This is a genomic window from Mucilaginibacter sp. BGA-UO-ETr-C110 (assembly GCF_059567985.1).
On the sequence record NZ_JCAQPB010000002.1, the window covers coordinates 4,964,132 to 4,984,044 of the forward strand.

Below are 19,913 nucleotides of genomic sequence, written 5' to 3' on the forward strand. Positions count from 1 at the left end.
GCCGAAACAAGTTCGGCATGACTTCAGATTTTGTTTCTCACCGCTACCGCAAGCGTCCCGCTTGTGGTAATGTACAATTGAACAGTTGGGCTTTAGCCTGTGGTCGGTGTTATCACCGCACCACCCCTAAATAACTTCCCGATACATTAAAACCGCTAATTTTATTATTCGTCACATTTTTTGATGGGTTTGTCACATTTCAATTTTAACGTCGGCGGGCTTTTGTACTATTGTAGCTGTAAACCAACCGTTCAAAAATCTAACTTATCATGTACAAGCAACTGAATATAAAATTAAAAGGCTTCGCCCTCATTGAATTCTGGATAGTTACCGGCTGCCTGGTACTGTCACTCATTTTATCGGTTATTGACGAGATACGTCTTAACGATATCAATCATACCTATTTTGTGGGCATCATGGCGCCCGTGTTGTTTAACCATATCGTTGTATTTATTTGCTATGGCTTTATTTGCTTTTATATGGTACCCGTGTTTGAAAATCAAACGCATACTTCAGCGGGCGGCACTTTATTTATTTTAATTTTCATGTATGTCTGCATTACGCTGGGCATCATCAACCTTTATTTCGCCACGCTGCTGGCCATCAAGCTGTTATTGGTATTTTTTAACCGCGACACCCGGAACACCGCAAATGCCCTCTATTATGAAGCAACATTACTTACCGCTTCCTGGATACTGCTCATTGTAGCCGCGCTTTATTTAGGGCTACCCGAAGGGGTTAAATTTTTTATCGCGTTTACCGTTCCGGCCATGATCATTGTTTATTTGTACTCGGTACACCACTTGCTCCCGGTTACATTTTTACCCAAAAAGAGCTATGTACGTTACTATGGGCGCATGATGGGCTTAACGCTACTGTCATGTGTAGCCTTACTAATACTGGGCCTCTGTTTTAAAGGCGGCAGCCGGTTGTTAGGGCCAACATCACATGCATTCTCCATCCAGGCCAATACCGACGAAAACCAGATAGCCATTATTGTGATCGGTAATTTTTTTGCCCAGCTCATACTCGTAGCCCCTTTTTCATGGAGTATTTACAAAAGCCGTCATGCCAAAAAGGACGAGGAGATCAAAACACTGAAAACAGAACTGGGTAAATCAGATGCCAGTCTTAATTTTTTAAAATCACAAATAAACCCACACTTTTTATTCAACGCCCTTAATACTTTATACGGCACCGCCCTGCAGGAAAACGCCGAGCGCACCGGCGAGGGGATTCAAAAGCTGGGTGATATGATGCGTTTTATGCTGCAGGAGAACATACAAGATAAAATCGCTTTATCGCGGGATACCGACTATCTGAAGAATTATATCCTGCTGCAAAAATTGCGCACATCCACATCATCCGATATCGTTATCGAAACACAGATAGAAGACATTACCTCCGATCTGATAATAACCCCCATGCTGCTTATCCCCTTTGTAGAGAACGCCTTTAAACACGGTATTAGCCTCATCAGTCCATCACATATTAAAGTTACCCTGAATACCAGCGGCAACACCCTTTATTTTGATGTGCATAACAGTATCCACATTAAACCGGATAATGATCCTGAAAAAGGCCAAAGCGGTATCGGGCTCGAAAATGTGAAACAGCGGTTAACGCTGCTGTATCCGGGTAAGCATGAATTGGTTATCCGTCAAAACGCCGCGGAATTTTTTGTTCATCTGACCTTGCAATTGGATAATTAATTACATTTAAGGAATGATAGCCATTGCCATTGACGACGAACCCATAGCACTTAATATTGTGCAGGCACACGCAGCCAAAGTTCCTTTTGTTGAGCTAAAGGCCGTATTTACCAACGCCTTTGAGGCCCTGGCCTATCTGAGACAAAACAAAACCGACCTGATGTTCCTGGACATCAAAATGCCCGACATCAGCGGTCTTGATTTTTTGAACAGCATCAACAATCCGCCCATGGTAATTTTTACCACAGCTTATTCGGAACACGCCGTAAAAAGCTTTGAGCTTGATGCTGTGGATTACCTGTTAAAACCGTTTTCACTGCCGCGTTTTTTGAAAGCCTGCAACAAAGCACATGAACTGTTCACCTTACGCAATAAACCTGATGCCGGCGAAGAAATAAGCTCCATATTTATCAAAGACGGCTATGAGCAAATTAAAGTTGAACTGAACGATATATTATTTATTGAAGCTGCCGGTAACTACACCCGTATCCACCTGGAGGGCAACCAATCATTAAGCACCCGGATAGCCATAAGCGATATGCTGATGCTGTTGCCCGCCAAAAAGTTTATCCGCACCCACCGGGCATACATTGTTGCCCACAGCAAAGTTGATAAATTTGACCGTACACAAATAAAAATCGGCGACCACAGTATCCCCATCGGAGCCACTTATGCTCAGTGCCTTCAGGAACTTGGCTGAACCCCACACGCTCCTGCTCCTGTTATCCAGAAACCTGCAAGCAGCCAAAAATCACTAATTCACTAATTCAATCAATCAATAATTATCAGTATATTTGTATGTATACAACGGCCCGGTTTTCTGTAAAAAAGGAAAACCGGGCCGTTGTGTTAAGGGGATAAAAGGTCCAAAAATTGGCCATTTTCAATGCAGCTGTTTGACAATCAATAAATTAATACTTTTTAAACCTTTCAAAACCCATCAAAAATTTGTTAAAAAGTGTTAAAATGGATGGTTTTGGATGAGTTTTCGGCAGTTTTTGACCCAATTTCACCCTCTTTTTGGGCAAAAAAGTGTTAAAATTTAAGCTTTAAAAAGTTTTGGGCTTACCAAAATCCATAAATGCCAATAACAATGTATTTTTGTATATGAGAAGACTGATACGCAGTTTTGGTTTTGCCTTTAAAGGTTTGCAATATGCCACCAGTACCCAGCCCAACTTCCGGATACACCTGGTAGCAAGTGTTATTACCATTGGCCTGGGTATCGCCCTGCACCTTTCCGCTGCCGAATGGCAATGGATGGCGCTCAGTATCACCCTGGTGCTGGTAACCGAACTCATCAACACCGCCATTGAAACCCTCACCGACCTGGTTTCGCCTACCTATAATATCAAAGCCGGTCATGTAAAGGATGTGAGCGCGGGCGCGGTTGTGGTTGCCGCGGTATTTGCCCTGGTTACAGGCGGTATCATTTTTATACCTAAACTTATTTTACTGGTATAACATGCTGCATAAAACCCGTGGTATTGTGTTTAAAGCAACCGACTATGGCGAAAGCAGTGTTATTGTACAGCTCTTCACCGAAAAATTTGGCCTGCAATCGTATATCATTAATGGTGCAAAAAAACCCAAGGCCAAAATTGGGCGTAATATGCTGCAACCCCTGCACCTGCTTGACCTGGTTGTTTATCATAAAAATACAGGTAGCGTACAACGCATTTCCGAACTTAAAAATTCGCCGGTACTGCAGAGCATCCCATATGATGTGATCAAAAGCTGTATAGCTATGTTTCTGAACGAAGTGCTGTATAAAGCCGTAAAGCAACAATCGCCCGATGAAAATTTGTTTGATTTTGTATTCAGCGCTATAGAGTGGCTCGATCATCAAACCGGGAGTGTGGCTAACTTTCATCTGCTGTTTTTAGTTCAGCTTACCCGTTACCTGGGTTTTTACCCGGATAGGTATCAGGCCGGTCAGGCAGATTATTTTGACATGAAGAACGGCACATTCAGCAAATATAAACCGGATAGTCTGCTGTATCTGTCGCCGCCCCATACGCAAAACTTTCACCTGCTTTTGCAATGCAGTTTTGAAAATATGCAGCAGTTAAAATGGAGTAATGACGAACGCCGGTACCTGATCCAGAAACTATTGGAGTACTACGCCTTGCACATAGAGGGATTCGGCAATATACGCTCTGCCGATGTGCTGGAGGAAGTATTGTCCTGAAAATCCCTGATCATATTTTATAACAGTAAAGTACAAGGCCCCGAAATAAAAAAAGAGAAAGCCAAAGGCTGCCTCTTTTTCGTTGACTGACCTCATTATTTACCATAAAGAACTAATTGGTTAGATCGATAATAACAATTGTTACAAATATATGCACTATAGAATTAGTAGACTAATTTTTTAATAAAAATTTAACATGCATTACCCTTATAATGTGCATTATAGCTATTGACACCATCAATAAAATACCAGTTTTAAAGTGCATGGCTAATATCTACTGCTTTGGCTCAAACAAATTAAAACGTGGTAAGTAAGGTATCGTAAAGATATTTACCTTTGCCGCCATCGTAATATAAGTGGTTACTTATTAAAAACTTAAAAGTCTGTTAATGTTGTTAAGGGTAAATTTGCAAATAAACATGTCAAAAAAATTGCCCGGGTCGGTTGCCATATATGGATCAAACACACCATGAATAATTCAGAAAAAATAAAAGCAGGGATTCAAAAGCTAAAAACAGCGTGTGTTAACCCCGGATATTTTTTCAAAACTTTTTTCAGCAAAGAAAGGGGCAAGCAGTTTATAAAAAACCATTTGTTTAATCCAGATCAATCGGCACAGCTTAAAGCGCTATCCATTGGTTTTGGTGTATTTATGGGAATAGTACCTATATGGGGCTTTCAGCTAATCGTAGCATTTTCATTGGCTATGTTATTAAAGTTGAATAAGGCGCTTGTTATTTTAGCTGCGCACATCAGTTTTGCCCCCTTAATACCGGCGGTCATATTTTTAAGCTATAAAGCCGGTGGCTATTGGATGGGTGAAAAAAATATCGACATCCCCTTTAACGGAAATATCTCCTTAAAATCGATCAGCCTCCATCTGGAACAATATCTATATGGCAGTATATCGCTTGCCATAGTTGCTGGTGTAACAGCGGGTCTAATAACCTTCGTATTGCTTAAACTTGTAAGCAAAAAAACCATTATGGCTACTTAGGTAACCAAAGGTACATGTGCTATTAAATTCTTTAATCTGTGTACTGCATCTTAATTTAGTTACTGGCTTATTATATTAAAAGAGTTAACGACTAAATATTTGCATATCTCATTATTAAAATATACCCATAAGTTAGCTTTAATGATAAAACCTTTTAACAATAGAGGTTGAAAAGATCTGTTTATTGAAGAAAAACAAGCTAACTATTTATTTATCTGTACATTTCACACTTATTAATAACCCGCAGCCAATGTTTTTTAACGAAAACGTTATCGTAAATAAAAACAGCTAAAACTTATGAAAACCTGATCTCCCGGGATATTTTTGGTAAATACAGTTTAGTATTTTGCCAATTACAAATAATAAGAAGCGCTATAATTAATTATAAAAACAGCTTAATTATTAACCATAAAACTGCTTTATAAACCTGCAAATTTCATTGTCCTGCGAAAACGTGAATACTGTTTGGGCATTACCTTACAGGTGGAATAAAAGCGGCATCCATTAACCCATAACCTTAGATCAATGAAAAAATAAATCAGGCCTTCCAAAAAAAAGAAATCGGCAGTGGGTTCAGCACTACCGAAATCAATACGTACCCCTTTTAGCCAAACAACAACATTGAATGTTGCAGGGATTTTTTTTGCCTAATTCAACCGAAATTTTAATAAGCAATACAAATATGAAGAAAAAATACTCACATTTTGTCATGTAACAACGTGCATTTGTGCATGATAGTATCTGCTGTATACTATCATATTAAAACAGGCTTAACCTAACATGCTACGGTTTAAGTTTCCTGTATTGCATCCATTAAATTTTACGGTCATGAAGGCTACACAGGTTCATTAATGATGGATCTGTATGCCTGTTTATATGGGCAAGATGTGCCTGTTCTATTTAAACCAAAAGCAAACCACTATAAACCAATTAATACTATTAAAATTATGAGAAAACAAATTACTCTCCTCATTTTATTTTTTCTGGCCAGCAGCACGCTTGCGCTGGCCCAGGATCGATCCGTAACGGGTATAGTTAAAGACGACAAGGGTCCGATACCCGGTGTAACTGTTAAAATAAAAGGAACAGGAAAAGGCGTTGCTACTGATGTAAAAGGTCATTACACCCTCAGTGCCCCGGCAAACGCCACGCTGGTGTTTAGCATAGTTGGGTATGCCAGCCAGGAACAACCTGTGAACGACCGAAATCAAATCAACATTACCTTGGCTGAGGACAACAAACAGCTGAACGAGGTTGTAGTTGTTGGTTACGGAACCCGTCAAAAAAAGGATGTTACCGGAGCTGTATCAAGCATAAAAGCCACCCAGCTGGAAAACGAAAATCCAACAAGTATCGGCGACGTGCTTAAAGGCAACATTCCCGGACTTACGGTTAGCATGAATACTTCGCCCAAGGGTGGCGGAGATTTATTGCTCCGCGGAAAATCAACCCTAACCGGAAACACTTCACCATTAATTGTACTGGATGGTGTTATCTATAACGGTCAACTGGCTGATATCAACCCTAATGATGTAGAATCTGTAGACGTACTAAAAGATGCCAGCGCCCTTGCCGTTTACGGTTCACGGTCGGCAGCTGGTGTGGTTGCTATTACTACCAAAAAAGGAAAAACAGGTCCGCCAATTATTACGCTTAATTCAAACTTTGGTATTGCCCAATTGGAGAAAGAACAAAAAGTATATGGCCCGCAAGGATTTTTAGATTGGCGTGCCGATGTAATGCGGAGCATCAATGTTAATAACCCTGATTATGAGTATACCGACCCCAGGAAACTGCCATCAGGCATAACTGTTGATCAATGGATGGCCTTAACAAAGGCCACAGGCGATCCGGTTGACCAATGGTTAAGCAGACTGGGCCTGGTAGCTAACGAAAGGGCCAATTATGCTGCCGGCAAAACTGTTGACTGGTTTGATAAGGTTTTCCGTAATGGCTTCAGGCAGGATCATACCATTAGCATGGCAGGGAAACGTGAAGATGTTAATTATTACATGTCTTTAAACTACACTAAAAACCAAAACCTGATTGCCGGTGGCGATTATAGTAACATACGCGCCCGCTTAAATCTGGAGGGTAAAGCCACTAGTTTTTTAACCGTTGGTATTAATGCTCAATATGCTGTAAGGGATGAGAGTAATCTTCCGGGCAGGAACAGTGACGGTAGTGTCGACAGGCCCCACACTATAGAAGCCGATTGGAATCAAATCACTAACAACTCTCCTTATGGCGATTTTTATAACGCCGATGGTACCTTAAGAAGGATACCTACCGATGATGCCGGACTAAATGCCCGGAATCCATTTTTAAATACACAGTATGATGAAAGCATGAATGTTCAAAATACTTTGTTTGCCAATATTTATGGCCGGGTAACCTTACCACTGGGGATTACTTTTCAAACAAATTTCACGCCCAGTTATGACTCATACCGCACTTTTTATCATAACTCATCGCACAATCCCAATGTAACTGTACCCGGCGGCCAGGCACAGCGCTCCAATGAAAACCGGTACAATTACCAGATAGATAACCTATTGAAATGGAACCATACGTTTAACAATATCCATAACATTGACGTTACCTTCCTGGCTAATACGGAGAAATATCAGTCATGGTATAGCTATGAATACAATGAGGGTTTTAGTCCTAATGATGACCTGAGCTTTCATAACCTTGGCGCGGGTAACAAACCTACAGTAAGCAGCGATGACCGTTACTCTACAGCCAATGCTTATCTGGGGCGTATCAACTATACCTTAATGCAGCGGTATTTGCTTACTGTATCTGTTCGCCGAGATGGATACTCGTTGTTTGGACAAAAGCACCCGAGCGACAATTTCCCATCAGTAGCAGGTGGCTGGATATTTACCGATGAGAATTTCATGAAATCAAACAAATGGTTAAGCTATGGTAAGCTTCGTTTATCATATGGTGTTAATGGCAATCGCGATATCAGGGATGGCAATGGTACTGTTGATCCGAACAGGGCACTTGCGGTAATCACCTCAGATAAATACCCAACGGTTACCCCGGGAGGCACTGCTACAGCAAATTCAGCGCTTTACATCAGCAGAATGGCCAATGCCGATCTGAGATGGGAACGTACCACATCTTTAAATGCGGGTATTGATTTTGCATTATTCAACAGCCGTTTAAACGGTTCAATTGATGTTTACAGCAAAAAAACCACCAACCTCCTTGTGCAAAGAACTTTACCACAAGTTTCTGGCTTTGCTAATGTTATCTCCAACATAGGCCAGGTAAACAACAAAGGGTTTGAGTTTAACCTTACCAGTAAAAACATAGTTAGCAGTAACTTTAACTGGAGCAGCTCATTTAACTTCTTCTTAAATCGGAATAAAATAGTGCATTTATACGGCGAGGCTGATGTAACCAATGCTGATGGAACAGTAAGCCGTGTTGAAAACAGCGATAAAGCCAATGGATGGTTTATCGGTAAGGATATCGACGTTGTTTGGGACTATAAAGTACTAGGCGTTTGGCAAGTTAATGAAAAAGATGAGGCTGCTAAATACGGCGCTGTTCCAGGCGATTTTAAACTGCAAAAACTAGTAAACAGCGGCCCTAACCAATATAAATATACCGATGATGATAAGCAATTCATTGGTTATGAATCGCCAAGGTTTACCTGGTCTTTACGTAATGATTTCAATATTTATAAAAACTTTGATTTTGGATTTTTACTACTCTCCAACTGGGGTCAGCTTAGGCAGTACAACCAGGCTATCAATAACCAGGGCGGGGTGAGTATTTCCAGGACTTCATCATATGTACAACCTTACTGGACACCAAGTAACCCGATAAACGATTATGCCCGCTTAAATTCAGGATCCAGCGGTACAACTGTCAACGTATGGCGTAAGGCTTCTTTCATCAGGCTGAATACCGTTTCATTAGGGTATAACTTTCCAAAATCCTGGCTTACTCCTTTAAAAATACAGAGTGCAAAATTGTATGCTAACGTAAGCAATGCCGCGGTATATGCCCCTCACTGGGATTTTTGGGATCCACAAAACGATGGCCCAACCCCAAGATATATATCAGTAGGTGTAAACGTAGTATTTTAAAAATTTGAACTGATCAACATGAAAACGATAAATAAAAAGATAATAGCAACCATTACTTTAGCCACAGTGCTAATTTCGGGAAGCTGTAAAAAGGATTTTCTTAAACCTAAGGATCTTTCTGACTTTACGCCCGACCTTACGCTAACTTCGGTATCAGCCATGCAGGCAGCGCTTAATTACCTGAATAAAAATTTAAGAGCGGAGTTTTTTGGCGATTCGGCACCGATGCTTACGGAATCCATATTCTCCGACGTAGCGGTTGAAGGTACCACCGATAAAACCACGCCAGCCCAGGATCTGAATGTACGCATTACTCCAACTGCCAACTTAAACAGCGACGATTATAACAAAATTGGCTGGTATTGGAAACAATGGTATCAGGGTGTACGCTATGCCAACACCATCATTTCGCGTATAGACAATGTTAAATATACTTCTGATGCTCAAAGAAACGACATTTTAGGCAGAGCCTATTTTCACAGGGCTTATTGCTATTACCGCCTTGTTCATGAGTTTGGTGATGTACCATGCCCTGTGAAGGAAGAAAGCGTTCCGAATGTTGCTTATGCTTCGGTAAAACGCGAAGTGATATTGGCCCAAATGAAAACCGATTTAGAGTTTGCTCAAAAATGGGTAACCGACGGCGGTAACAAAGGTGACGTTACCAAAGGCGCCGTTAGCCATTTGTTGACCAAGGTAGACCTCTCGCTTGGCAAGTTTGATGATGCCCTTGCTGCAGCTAATTCCGTGATCAATGGTGGCCCTTATCATTTAATGACCGCTCGCTTTGGAAGTACCGGCGCCGATGTTACTAAAAATGTGATCTGGGACCTGCACCGTCCCGACAATAAAGCTCTTGCTTCGAATACAGAGGGCTTATACCTGGTAATTGACCGGGATAACCTGGAAGGTAACACGGCAAACGGATCGCAATTAATGCGTAACTGTACGCCTTTTTACTCGCAGGCTAATGTCATACTAACCCCAGGTAAAAACAAAGCCGGGATAGTTGATGCGGTGACCGCCGAGATTCCGCTGACGCTTTATTATGGCAGGGGAATAGGACGCTATCGTGGAACTCCATATAGCACCAAATACATCTGGACCGATAATACCGATTTAAGGCATGCTCCCGGAAACTGGATGAATATGACCGACCTCGTTTATAATAACCCAGCCTTAAAAACATCGGATCCGGATTGGTACGGCAAACACCTGGAACAATGGACAGCCGCCAACGTTGCTACCCGCTTTTTAAATGGACCAAGAGATACTATCCGTTGCTGGTTTGGCTGGCCGCATTACAAAGTATTTATCAGCTCCACTAACATAGCTACTGATAAATTCTGGAGCCCGCCACGTGGTACAGATACGGATTGGTACGTATTCCGTTTGGCCGAAACCTATTTGTTAAGAGCCGAAGCCTATGTATGGAAAGGTGACCTCAACAGCGCTATGGCCGATCTGAACGTTGTAAGGGCAAGAGCGCAAGCCGCACCTTTAACCGATGCCAGCAAAATCAATATAGGCACCGTTCTTGATGAACGCGCCAGGGAGCTTTACTGGGAAGAACCCCGTAAAACCGAGCTTACCCGTATGGCTTATATTTTTGCGTTAACCGGCAAACCATCCTATACCGGCAAAAGCTATAATGTAAATAACTTCTCCGAATCAAATTTCTTTTATGACCGTATCATGGAGAAGACTGATTTTTATAACAAAGGAGTAGTAACCAACTCTGGCAATAGTTTTACCATATCACCATATCATGTGTTATGGCCCATTCCTAATAGCGACATCCAGTTAAATATTAACGGGCATATCAATCAAAACAAAGGGTATGCTGGTTCGGCAAGCAATGTTCCGGCATTGGACAAGATCCCGTAACATTTACCTTTAATAAAAAAGGGATGGAGCAATGCTCCATCCCTTTTTTATTAAAATACTATCCGTGTAAACTATCTCAATTATTTTGACTGATAACTACCGAATAGTTGCACCAATTTATCCGGGTAGTTACTGATGATACCATCAACACCCAAATTGGCCAGGGCTTTCATGTCTTTTTCTTCATCTACTGTCCAGGGCAATATCAGCATCTTATCGTCATGAACTTTTTTTACGATATCGGCATTTACAAAGGTGTAATACGGACTATAGATATCCGGTGTAAAACCCAATTTCTTAAGATCCTCGTCCACATCTATTTTTCCAACCAGGTAAGAAAGTTTCATCTTAGGATCTGTTTTATGCAAAACCTGCAGCGTTCTTACGTCAAACGACTGAATGATCACCCGCTTGTTGATATGCTTGCTATTGATCACATCCATCATGATCTTAACAAAAACATCAGGTGCTGGGTTATAAATACCATCGCCGGCAGGGGTGCTTTTGGTCTCGATGTTGTAATAAACGGGTTTAAGCTTATTTTTTTTAACGTAAGCCTCCACGCTGTCTATCAGGTCTGATAACAGCGGCTTGTAGGTTTTTAACCTAGCCTGTTTAGGGAAACGAACATTGGGTTTAGTACCCGCATCAAAACGACGGATGCTATCATATGTCATTTTGTACAGGGCCATGCTTTTTTCTTCGGCTGGGGCTATTTCAGAGCCATCCGGCTTAAGCATAATGGCCGATGACATCCATTGATCGTGCGATACCACAACCTTGCCATCGCTGGTTATATTCAGATCGAGCTCCAGGGTTCGTACACCTGTTTTTACACCATTGAGCATAGATGCTATAGTGTTTTCGGGCATCAGCCCCATGCCACCGCGGTGACCTTCCACATCTAATTTTTGCTGGGCAAAAACGGTGCTTAATCCACAAATAAGGGTGCTTAGCGTTAGTCCTATTTTTTTCATTTTTGTAAATTTAGTTCCTTTTTAAGAAGAAAAATAGGTACGGATGGCTTTTGTTAAATTATAGTGTAAAGCCCGGTAGATTTTTTCCGCCGCTAAAATAACAGCCAGCACATTTTCTGTAGATTAAGGATGTATTAAGGTTTTCTGATGTTTCAACAACAGGTAATCACTGAACAAGCTGCTTATTTTCCAAAAAAGTGGGTTTACATGGTTTACACTTTTTATGGTTTACATATTTGCAATTAACTGATAATCAAATAATTAAAGACAATTTAAAGACAAAACACCCCAAATAGTGTAAACCCACTTTCATGAGCTTCTTAGTACAATTAAATTGCTAATATTTTTAGTATTTTTAAATTAAATTGCTTATATTTATAAAAAATAAGGAGAGCAATGCAAAATGAAAACACAGGAATTAGCTTTAGCAAACAGTGAGAAAAAAATTACCGCCCTGATGGCTTTGGAAAAAATCACGGTAAATGATCTGGATAACTTCGATATGGGCGAACGGCAATATTTAGGAGCGGTTTGTACGCAAATGCTGCAAAACTTAAGGGATACGGAAAGGGATGATTTTTTGAGTAAGATAGAACCGATTATGCCGGAAAGCAATAAACAGCAGATCTGGGAATATAACCACCAGGCCATCACCGATGCCATTGCAAGGCTGACCGAACAGCATGGCAGTATGCCCACTAAAAACCACCTGGCCCAGGAAACCGGTTTGAGCCGGCAAACCATCAGCAAACATTTAAAAGAATATCAAACCCATCCCGGGCATGCCGAGCAAATAGAGCAGTTTAAAATAATGGCCCCCATGCTTATGGCCAAAGTATTCCAGTCTGCAACTAAGGGCGATATCAGGGCTGCCAGGCTTTACCTGGAAACCGTTGGCGCAACCGGTAAACAGCAAAACAATACGGTTGTTAAAAGCCAAAACAATCATATCCAGATTAACAATACCATACTGAGCCAGGAAAATCTAAAACGCCTGAGCGCCGAACAGCTTAACCAGATAGAGCATATCGTGGCGAAGGTTTTACCCGAAGGCAAAATGATTGGATAGCCATCCCACTATCCTCTTGTTACTCACACGCCGCAGACCTGCGCATGCTACCGCAAGCGTCCCGCTTGTGGTCTTCATGCTGAGTAACTGAAAGTCTTGCACATTTACCACAAGCGGGACGCTTGCGGTAGCGGGGGATTGGATGTCTACTATTAAGGCATCAAAAAAGATGATCAAATTTTATTATAGATTTATCCTGTAATAAAATTTAAATCAAAATTATGATGCAGATGGCAAAAAGATGGTTCAACATTTTTTTAATAAGTTTTACACTTAGTTTAACAGGTTGTTTTATTAGCGCAGGTACTCACGGTTCTATTAAGGGTTATCAATATTCCACTAAAAAAGAAGACTTACAGAAAGCGGTAATGAGTGTTATAAAAAATAATCCCAATATTTATAGGGATACATCGCTTGATCATTTGGGTAGTTCCCCACTTCTTAACAACACTCAATCATCAGGTGATCAGCAGGCTGGTGAAAACTTCTATAATGACATTAAGCATTATGTAACAATAAAAATAACATCAGGTGTGACTATAAATGAATATACCTTCAGATACTATGGTGCTGATGAAGATTGGGGTACCTCAACCAACTCTGAAATATTTATTTGTTATGCATATGATAAATACCACAATGGCGGCAGTGAGGGAAACGGCAAGGTGACAAAAGATATGGCTAAAAAATTTACGGATGTTTTTGAAAAAGAATTTGTCAGTAAAATTGACAGGGAATTAAATCTAAAACATACAATTGATGAATGAATCTCGTATCTAAACTCCCTCCGCTACCGCAAGCGTCCCGCTTGTGGCAAATGTGCAAGGCTTTGGCTATGTAATTATTACATTCACCAATCCATTTAAACCTGCATAATCCCGTGCGCTGCTATGCAGATATTCATAGTCATGTTCAACTATTCCTGATATAACTGGGTTATTATGAATATAATCTATCTTTTGTTGTATCACTTCTGCACTCCATAGCTCAACTGGCTGATTATGTTGCTGCCAAAATTGATGCTCTGTATTATTACTATTGGCCTGCCCGGCTTTTTTAAATGAATTGAGCAACCATTCTTGTCTGCTTTCCTGATTATTGTCTTTTATTAAATTGATCAGTTGTTTGGCGGTAAAAGATTTAAAGTCGCGTAGTAGGTCCTCAGGTTTTTGAATTGTTGATTTAAAAACCAAATGTAGGTGGCTCGGCATAATACACCATGCGTAAATTTCCATTCCTTTATTTGTAGTACAAAAATTCAGATTTTCGACTATGCAACTGAAATATTCCAACCGGACAAACACATCAATCCAAAACACAGTAGCGAAACTTACAAAGTATAACCCTTCGGCATTTTTAAATTTATAATTACGACTCATCTGTTAAAAATAGCCGCTTTTTCTGTAATTTATACCATGCTTGTTTACCACAAGCGGGACGCTTGCGGTAGCGGGAGAAATTAAACTGAATACTTTTTATAGTCGTATGCACATAGCATTTTCTTATAATCAGATAATTTTTTGTTCGGATAGCCCCTTAAATAATCCTCTACATCTACTAAATTTAAATTACCTTCCATAATAGACCAAAATATTGCATTTGGCTTTGAAGAGGCCGGAATTTGAACTTCCTCTAAAATTTCTTGTACTTTACTATGAGTACTGTGGCAGGTGGATTTTATGCTATTAAACATCAATGTTAGTTTTGCCAATTGATTTTTTTTAAGGCTATCGGTGCTTCTTAGATGTGTATTAATTGTACTAAAAGCAAAAATCGGGAAATAAACATTACTTGGAATGGAATATTTATCAATCAAGCCAAGAATTTGTGAATTGGATTCGTCAATGATTTTAAAATAATTGGAAATAGTTTCCGCAATTGTTGAGAATTGATATTGAATGGTCTTATCAGTGCCTATCGCTAAAATTTTTACCGAGTTTTTTAACTCATCTAAATCCTCCGTAACTTTAACTTGAATGTTTCCCCCTGAGTATATTTCTTTGACTATTGCTTGTACTTTACGCACATCTAATGCAGATATAGGCAAATGAAGATCTGAAAGAGATTTGTAGATGGCGATGAAATTATCAGTCTTTATTTTATTAATCCTTATCATCCCAAAGCCTTCCATATCAATATCGTGTTCAACAATTTCTTCAGAAGCTGAATTTGGATCATATTCAACAAGTAAAAACTGCCCTCTAATTTTATCTGCTTGCTCTGAATTTGGTTCAATATATGTAAAAATAGTTTTTAAGATACTTTTGATATTTTCATCACCAATACTATAACCAAAGAAGATAATTGGATTATGAATAAAAATAGATAGCAACTGCGCCCGGATAAGCTCATATTTTTGGGTAAAGTGAGTGTAATCTGCTGTTGTAATGATCAATCTGCCTACATTAGTTGTACACCCATGTATTTTGTATACAGACCCATAAGGTGTACTTAATAAAATATCATTACCTATTAATTTAGTAAATTCAAACGTTTCCTCTATTAGTCCATCATAGTTAGTTGTAATTATTGAACTAATATTTTTTCTTATTTTTTTCAATTCGGCAAGTTCATCACTTTTAGTCGCCCGATATTGCAATGTGGAAAACAACTGACCTATATATATTTTGAATCTGCTGAGATTAATACTTTGCAACATGTTTTCGTAAAAAATGTCGTTTATAGCTTTAAACTTACCATTACGATCCGCACTTAAATCTCTATTAAATTCAATTTCTAGCTTAGCTGCTATTTTCTCAAATCTATATCTGCCATCTTCTTCACACTCCGCCTTCAAATCAAGATAATATTCATTATTTCCTTTTAGATCAAAAGATATTTTGGCCAACAAACCATCCCACGTATATGAGTTCTCCAAATATCTAAGGCTAAATCCGGTTCCAATAAACAAAACAGGATGATTTGTGTAATTCGAAATAAAGTGAGCTATGTTCATCTATTATAGTATCTTGATTATAAAGGTATTAAAATTATACTCCAATAAAATTTTAGTGAAGAAATGCGTAAGCCACAATAGACGATTGTCATTAAATCCCGAGTTATCAGTATATGCTTTTTAATACGTACTCGCTGGCGTAAGTGTGTCATATGTGTTTCTCTATCAATATCGAAACGCATATATATCAGATGCACATGCGTTCGCCAGCAGGGAGGCTTTATAAATACTTATTGAGTATATCAATGGTATTTTCAAGTAATGGAGCAATTTTACCCCCTAAAACTTGTTGATAACTTGAACACTTCATAATTGAAATATCCACTATAGAACAATAATTGGGATCTACTTTATATTTTTTTGAGTATAGAGAGGACAAATATCTAAATAACGCCTCTGAAAAAATCCCTAAATCACCTGGCTTAAAACCATCCAACCAGCAAATAAACCAAATGCCTCCCACCTTTTGTTCTCCTTTATCTTCATAAGAAAAAACATGATTAGGAATAATTTGTATGGGTATGCCTTTAATACTTAATGTTAATTGAGGGTTTGCATGAAATTGTAGATCTGCTAAAGGGCGCCAGGTCGAGAAATCAAAATCAATATAGTTATGGAGGATTTCAAGATTCCTTTTGTACATTGTTTTTGTAGCTTCGGACTTTGTTGAGTCATATACACTCGCAACATCATCAATTTTTTCTTGGATATATCCATTATTATTATTCTTAAAAGAATTACTTATTCCACTTATGCTTCTTACCCAGTAATTTCCTCCTCCACCATCTGATTCTGGTTTAGTTTTTTTAGGTAACATTAAGTTTTTAGCAAAAGTTGATTGGCTTCTTTCAGATAATCTTCTGAATCTAACCAATTGCATTACAGGCAAGGTTTTGGCAATCATGATAAGTTATTTAGGTTAAAAGTCTAATTTACAAATTCTTATCGTAATTCCTATTATTAACAACTCCTCCCCGCTTAAGGACCCGGGATAACTCCAGTTTTAGCCCTGTTTAACACCAATATGTACAATGCCTAAAATAAATCGTACCTTGCAACTTTATTCAAAACAATATTATGGCATCAGGAACAGTAAAATTTTTTAATGAATCAAAAGGCTTCGGCTTTATTACGCCCAGCAATGGTGGCAAAGACTTGTTTGTACACGTTAGCGGTTTAAGCGGCGAGATCCGCGAAGGTGACGAAGTTACTTTCGATGTGGAAGAAGGCAAAAAAGGCCCCGGTGCAGTTAATGTTAAATTAGTTTAAGCATATTGGGAAGATCGACGGAAACATTCGGTAAAAAGGAAAAAGAGAAGGCCCGCCTTAAGAAGGCTAAAGACAAAAAAGAAAGGGCTGAGGAGAGGAAGGCAAATTCCGGTACAGGTAAGAGTCTGGAAGATATGATGGCTTATATTGATGAGCATGGAAATATCACGTCCACCCCGCCCGACCCTTCACGGAAACTAAAGGTCAACTCGGAGGATATTCAAATCGGCATTGCTAAACGGCAAGATTTGCCACATGACACCGTACGGAACGGCGTAGTTAGTTTTTTTAATGAAGCAAAGGGCTATGGCTTTATCCGCGACCTGCAAACTGAGGAAAGTATTTTTGTGCATATTAACGCCCTCGCAGGACCATTAAAGGAAAATAACCTGGTCACCTTTGAAACCGAGCAAGGGCAAAAGGGTCTGTCCGCAATCAACGTAAAAATAAAATAAATACGCTTGCTGGCACATGGAACCGCATGGTCCGGTGATTTAGAACATCCGCTGGATCACTAAAAATAAAAAGCCTTTAACTTTCGCTAAAGGCTTTTTTTATAATACATCGATCCTGATTTCGTAAGCCTATCGGTTTAATGATATGGTAAAACCGTCCATCATAGGCCTGAATCCCCAAACTTTCATAGGATGCTGTTATCTATATCTCTCCACAAGGTATTAGTGGGCATACATGACGTATTGGTGAACACGGATCGTCCGGACAGCATCTAAAACATAAAGGCGGAATAGAAATACCACCAGTAACATTTTTCATTTGCTCTCTTGTAAGCGTTTTTCCTTCCTGAAAGGCTGAAGCTTTTTCAAATAATTTTTTCATCTCTTTAGTTTGGTTTATAATTTGTTAATTATTAGTTTAAATTTAGCCAAACAGATATTATATTTCAAATATTTAATATAATATTTACCACTATAGTTAATAAACTTTAATATTATTATCTAATTGCTTATGCTTTTACAAGCGCATATGCGTCGGCAAGAAATACTTGCTGTCCGAATGTCTCTGACTTCGGACTACTATACTCAAGGAGTAGATTAGTCATAAAAAAGCCTGATATTTCTATCAGGCTTAAGTGGGTGTTTAAATGATACCCTATCAATAGTTTCTTTAATTTAATCCTTAACCGCCTTTTTCACCAGGAAACGCTTTCTAAGCCATTCGCGAAGGGGTTCATCATAAAATCTCAGGCTCAGCCATGCTATAGCTATAGCGATAATGACCAATCCCAAACCTACCAAAAGGCCCTGGGCCATGGGCACTTTATTATTGCTTACCCATGCGATATGCCAATACATCAGCGGATAATGGGTGATATAAAGCGGGTACGATATGGCCCCGAGAAACTTACAAACCTTGATGGAACTTTTGCTGACCAGCTTCCCGCCCGCACCGATAGCTACAATCAGCGGGAAAATAATGATGATCACAAATGATTCATATATGCCGTTCATCCACAAATGTGTGGGCCCCCCAATCCTGGGCACGGATAAAAAGAGAATAATCAATAAACTGCAAACCGCGAATGCTCCTTTAATATGGATCAGTTTGCCCATACGCATTAACAATACTCCCGCGAAAAACGGATAAAGCAAACGGATAAAGCCAATGCTAACCTGCGTTTTATCAATGCTCCAGCCGCCAATAACGTCGCCTTGCGGTCCCCATACTAAAAAACTAACGAGCCAACCGGCCGATAATATCACAAATATGGTGAGTACCGTTTTTGAAAAATGGCGAATGAACACTGCATAAAGAATATTGGCAATATATTCGTACAAAAGCGACCATGCGGCGCCGTTCAATGGGTGCGTTTCCTGCCAGCCACGGATATCCATGGAGGGAAGCAGCGGAATCATAGTAAAGCCAAGCACCGTCACCAGCAGCAGCTTCCAAACAGGCGTTGCGGCAACAAGTGGCATTGCCGACCCGGCCTGGAAGTAAAAAAGCAATGCGCCAATGATGGTACCTACAATTACCAGGGGCTGCAACCGGATAAGGCGGCGTTTGTAAAAATCCCACTGGGTCATTTTGTCCCAGCGGTCATCATAGGCATAAGCCACCACAAAGCCCGACAATAAGAAAAAGAAATCGACCGCCAAATAGCCGTGATTAATGATCTGGTGAAAACGATCGCCGGAGTAAGTTTCAAATACATGAAATACAACTACCAGGATAGAGGCTACACCACGTAATCCGTCGAGGATTTCATAATGGCTTTTTGATTTGAGATAAACTGGGCTTTGGGTCATTGCCCGGGTAAAATAAGTAAAAATTGAACAGCTTGTATTTGGAAGGTTAATTTTTGTTTGATGGGAGATTTGGGCGAACTATTCTCTCCGATTCTTTCGTATTCCCGAAAGGAAAAGCAATCTATGCTTATGCTTTCTTTACAAACTCAGATTTAAGGGCCATTGCACCGAACCCATCGATCTTGCAGTCAATATTATGGTCGCTATCTACCAGGCGAATGTTTTTAACTTTAGTTCCGGCCTTTATACTTTGTGACGAACCTTTTACCGGGAGATTTTTTATAATTACTATCGCATCGCCATTTTGTAAAATATTGCCGTTGGAATCCTTTACAATAAATTGATCGTTCCCGGTAGTGTTATCTTCTTCGGGCCCCCACTCGTGACCACATTCGGGACACACCAGCAGACCGTTCATTTCATACGTGAAGGTGGATTTGCACAATGGGCAAGGAGTTAGCTCTATCATATCTAAGTTT

Annotated in this window: 17 protein-coding genes; 11 read left to right on the forward strand and 6 right to left on the reverse strand. The window is 39.8% G+C overall.

Annotated elements, in window-relative coordinates:
• Nucleotides 1-269 precede the first annotated feature (269 nt).
• The 7 genes from AC57BQ_RS21300 to AC57BQ_RS21330 all read left to right on the forward strand — a co-directional run bounded on the left by AC57BQ_RS21300 (nucleotide 270) and on the right by AC57BQ_RS21330 (nucleotide 10,896).
• Nucleotides 270-1,712, forward strand: a complete 1,443-nt coding sequence (locus AC57BQ_RS21300) for a sensor histidine kinase (protein ID WP_496408175.1) — start codon at nucleotides 270-272, stop codon at nucleotides 1,710-1,712.
• A gap of 13 nt (nucleotides 1,713-1,725) precedes the next feature.
• The gene (locus AC57BQ_RS21305) at nucleotides 1,726-2,412 is read left to right on the forward strand and encodes a LytR/AlgR family response regulator transcription factor (protein ID WP_496408176.1); all 687 of its coding nucleotides are present in this window, start codon (nucleotides 1,726-1,728) and stop codon (nucleotides 2,410-2,412) included.
• 407 nt (nucleotides 2,413-2,819) lie between these two features.
• Entirely contained in the window at nucleotides 2,820-3,176 is a 357-nt protein-coding gene (locus AC57BQ_RS21310; RefSeq protein ID WP_090470362.1) for a diacylglycerol kinase, read from the forward strand.
• 1 nt (nucleotide 3,177) lies between these two features.
• Nucleotides 3,178-3,903: a DNA repair protein RecO gene (gene recO / locus AC57BQ_RS21315; RefSeq protein WP_496408177.1), complete on the forward strand. Its 726-nt coding sequence runs from the start codon at nucleotides 3,178-3,180 to the stop codon at nucleotides 3,901-3,903.
• A 469-nt stretch (nucleotides 3,904-4,372) separates the two neighbouring features.
• Nucleotides 4,373-4,900 (forward strand): DUF2062 domain-containing protein, encoded by a 528-nt coding sequence (locus tag AC57BQ_RS21320; protein ID WP_496408178.1) that lies wholly within the window; start codon nucleotides 4,373-4,375, stop codon nucleotides 4,898-4,900.
• Between the two features lie 947 nt (nucleotides 4,901-5,847).
• On the forward strand, nucleotides 5,848-9,009 hold the full coding sequence (locus AC57BQ_RS21325; RefSeq protein ID WP_496408179.1) for a SusC/RagA family TonB-linked outer membrane protein: 3,162 nt from the start codon (nucleotides 5,848-5,850) through the stop codon (nucleotides 9,007-9,009).
• Between the two features lie 18 nt (nucleotides 9,010-9,027).
• Nucleotides 9,028-10,896 (forward strand): RagB/SusD family nutrient uptake outer membrane protein, encoded by a 1,869-nt coding sequence (locus tag AC57BQ_RS21330; RefSeq protein ID WP_496408180.1) that lies wholly within the window; start codon nucleotides 9,028-9,030, stop codon nucleotides 10,894-10,896.
• Between the two features lie 80 nt (nucleotides 10,897-10,976).
• On the opposite strand, the gene AC57BQ_RS21335 is transcribed toward AC57BQ_RS21330, so the two are convergent.
• Nucleotides 10,977-11,873 (reverse strand): glycerophosphodiester phosphodiesterase family protein, encoded by an 897-nt coding sequence (locus AC57BQ_RS21335; RefSeq protein WP_496408181.1) that lies wholly within the window; start codon nucleotides 11,871-11,873, stop codon nucleotides 10,977-10,979.
• Nucleotides 11,874-12,276: 403 nt separating this feature from the next.
• On the opposite strand from AC57BQ_RS21335, the gene AC57BQ_RS21340 reads away from it, so the two are divergent.
• Both AC57BQ_RS21340 and AC57BQ_RS21345 read left to right on the forward strand, forming a co-directional pair.
• The gene (locus tag AC57BQ_RS21340) at nucleotides 12,277-12,942 is read left to right on the forward strand and encodes a hypothetical protein (protein WP_496408182.1); all 666 of its coding nucleotides are present in this window, start codon (nucleotides 12,277-12,279) and stop codon (nucleotides 12,940-12,942) included.
• A 221-nt stretch (nucleotides 12,943-13,163) separates the two neighbouring features.
• On the forward strand, nucleotides 13,164-13,709 hold the full coding sequence (locus tag AC57BQ_RS21345) for a hypothetical protein (protein ID WP_496408183.1): 546 nt from the start codon (nucleotides 13,164-13,166) through the stop codon (nucleotides 13,707-13,709).
• Nucleotides 13,710-13,775: 66 nt separating this feature from the next.
• Here the strand turns inward: AC57BQ_RS21345 and AC57BQ_RS21350 are convergent, their stop codons facing one another.
• From AC57BQ_RS21350 to AC57BQ_RS21360, 3 genes are all read right to left on the reverse strand, one after another.
• Nucleotides 13,776-14,321 (reverse strand): REP-associated tyrosine transposase, encoded by a 546-nt coding sequence (locus AC57BQ_RS21350; protein ID WP_496408184.1) that lies wholly within the window; start codon nucleotides 14,319-14,321, stop codon nucleotides 13,776-13,778.
• Nucleotides 14,322-14,401: 80 nt separating this feature from the next.
• Entirely contained in the window at nucleotides 14,402-15,898 is a 1,497-nt protein-coding gene (locus tag AC57BQ_RS21355) for an SIR2 family protein (RefSeq protein WP_496408185.1), read from the reverse strand.
• A 220-nt stretch (nucleotides 15,899-16,118) separates the two neighbouring features.
• Nucleotides 16,119-16,802: a hypothetical protein gene (locus AC57BQ_RS21360; protein WP_496408186.1), complete on the reverse strand. Its 684-nt coding sequence runs from the start codon at nucleotides 16,800-16,802 to the stop codon at nucleotides 16,119-16,121.
• A gap of 173 nt (nucleotides 16,803-16,975) precedes the next feature.
• Here AC57BQ_RS21360 and AC57BQ_RS21365 point away from each other — a divergent pair, with 173 nt between their 5' ends.
• Together AC57BQ_RS21365 and AC57BQ_RS21370 are read left to right on the forward strand one after the other, a co-directional pair.
• A complete protein-coding gene (locus tag AC57BQ_RS21365; RefSeq protein WP_090469705.1) occupies nucleotides 16,976-17,167 on the forward strand; it encodes a cold-shock protein in 192 nt (63 codons plus the stop codon).
• Between the two features lie 5 nt (nucleotides 17,168-17,172).
• Nucleotides 17,173-17,622: a cold-shock protein gene (locus tag AC57BQ_RS21370; RefSeq protein ID WP_496408187.1), complete on the forward strand. Its 450-nt coding sequence runs from the start codon at nucleotides 17,173-17,175 to the stop codon at nucleotides 17,620-17,622.
• Between the two features lie 675 nt (nucleotides 17,623-18,297).
• Here the strand turns inward: AC57BQ_RS21370 and AC57BQ_RS21375 are convergent.
• Nucleotides 18,298-19,434 carry an acyltransferase family protein gene (locus AC57BQ_RS21375; RefSeq protein ID WP_496408188.1) on the reverse strand — a complete coding sequence of 379 codons (1,137 nt, stop codon included), beginning with the start codon at nucleotides 19,432-19,434 and terminating at the stop codon, nucleotides 18,298-18,300.
• Nucleotides 19,435-19,561: 127 nt separating this feature from the next.
• Nucleotides 19,562-19,903 (reverse strand): zinc ribbon domain-containing protein YjdM, encoded by a 342-nt coding sequence (locus AC57BQ_RS21380; protein WP_496408189.1) that lies wholly within the window; start codon nucleotides 19,901-19,903, stop codon nucleotides 19,562-19,564.
• Nucleotides 19,904-19,913 lie beyond the last annotated feature (10 nt).

Excerpts from the sequence above, each read along its gene's own strand:
- AC57BQ_RS21300 (WP_496408175.1), top strand. The coding sequence starts at position 270 with ATGTACAAGCAACTGAATATAAAATTAAAAGGCTTCGCCCTCATTGAA.
- AC57BQ_RS21305 (WP_496408176.1), top strand. The coding sequence starts at position 1,726 with ATGATAGCCATTGCCATTGACGACGAACCCATAGCACTTAATATTGTG.
- AC57BQ_RS21310 (WP_090470362.1), top strand. The coding sequence starts at position 2,820 with ATGAGAAGACTGATACGCAGTTTTGGTTTTGCCTTTAAAGGTTTGCAA.
- recO (WP_496408177.1), top strand. The coding sequence starts at position 3,178 with ATGCTGCATAAAACCCGTGGTATTGTGTTTAAAGCAACCGACTATGGC.
- AC57BQ_RS21320 (WP_496408178.1), top strand. The coding sequence starts at position 4,373 with ATGAATAATTCAGAAAAAATAAAAGCAGGGATTCAAAAGCTAAAAACA.
- AC57BQ_RS21325 (WP_496408179.1), top strand. The coding sequence starts at position 5,848 with ATGAGAAAACAAATTACTCTCCTCATTTTATTTTTTCTGGCCAGCAGC.
- AC57BQ_RS21330 (WP_496408180.1), top strand. The coding sequence starts at position 9,028 with ATGAAAACGATAAATAAAAAGATAATAGCAACCATTACTTTAGCCACA.
- AC57BQ_RS21335 (WP_496408181.1), bottom strand. The coding sequence starts at position 11,873 with ATGAAAAAAATAGGACTAACGCTAAGCACCCTTATTTGTGGATTAAGC.
- AC57BQ_RS21340 (WP_496408182.1), top strand. The coding sequence starts at position 12,277 with ATGAAAACACAGGAATTAGCTTTAGCAAACAGTGAGAAAAAAATTACC.
- AC57BQ_RS21345 (WP_496408183.1), top strand. The coding sequence starts at position 13,164 with ATGATGCAGATGGCAAAAAGATGGTTCAACATTTTTTTAATAAGTTTT.
- AC57BQ_RS21350 (WP_496408184.1), bottom strand. The coding sequence starts at position 14,321 with ATGAGTCGTAATTATAAATTTAAAAATGCCGAAGGGTTATACTTTGTA.
- AC57BQ_RS21355 (WP_496408185.1), bottom strand. The coding sequence starts at position 15,898 with ATGAACATAGCTCACTTTATTTCGAATTACACAAATCATCCTGTTTTG.
- AC57BQ_RS21360 (WP_496408186.1), bottom strand. The coding sequence starts at position 16,802 with ATGATTGCCAAAACCTTGCCTGTAATGCAATTGGTTAGATTCAGAAGA.
- AC57BQ_RS21365 (WP_090469705.1), top strand. The coding sequence starts at position 16,976 with ATGGCATCAGGAACAGTAAAATTTTTTAATGAATCAAAAGGCTTCGGC.
- AC57BQ_RS21375 (WP_496408188.1), bottom strand. The coding sequence starts at position 19,434 with ATGACCCAAAGCCCAGTTTATCTCAAATCAAAAAGCCATTATGAAATC.
- AC57BQ_RS21380 (WP_496408189.1), bottom strand. The coding sequence starts at position 19,903 with ATGATAGAGCTAACTCCTTGCCCATTGTGCAAATCCACCTTCACGTAT.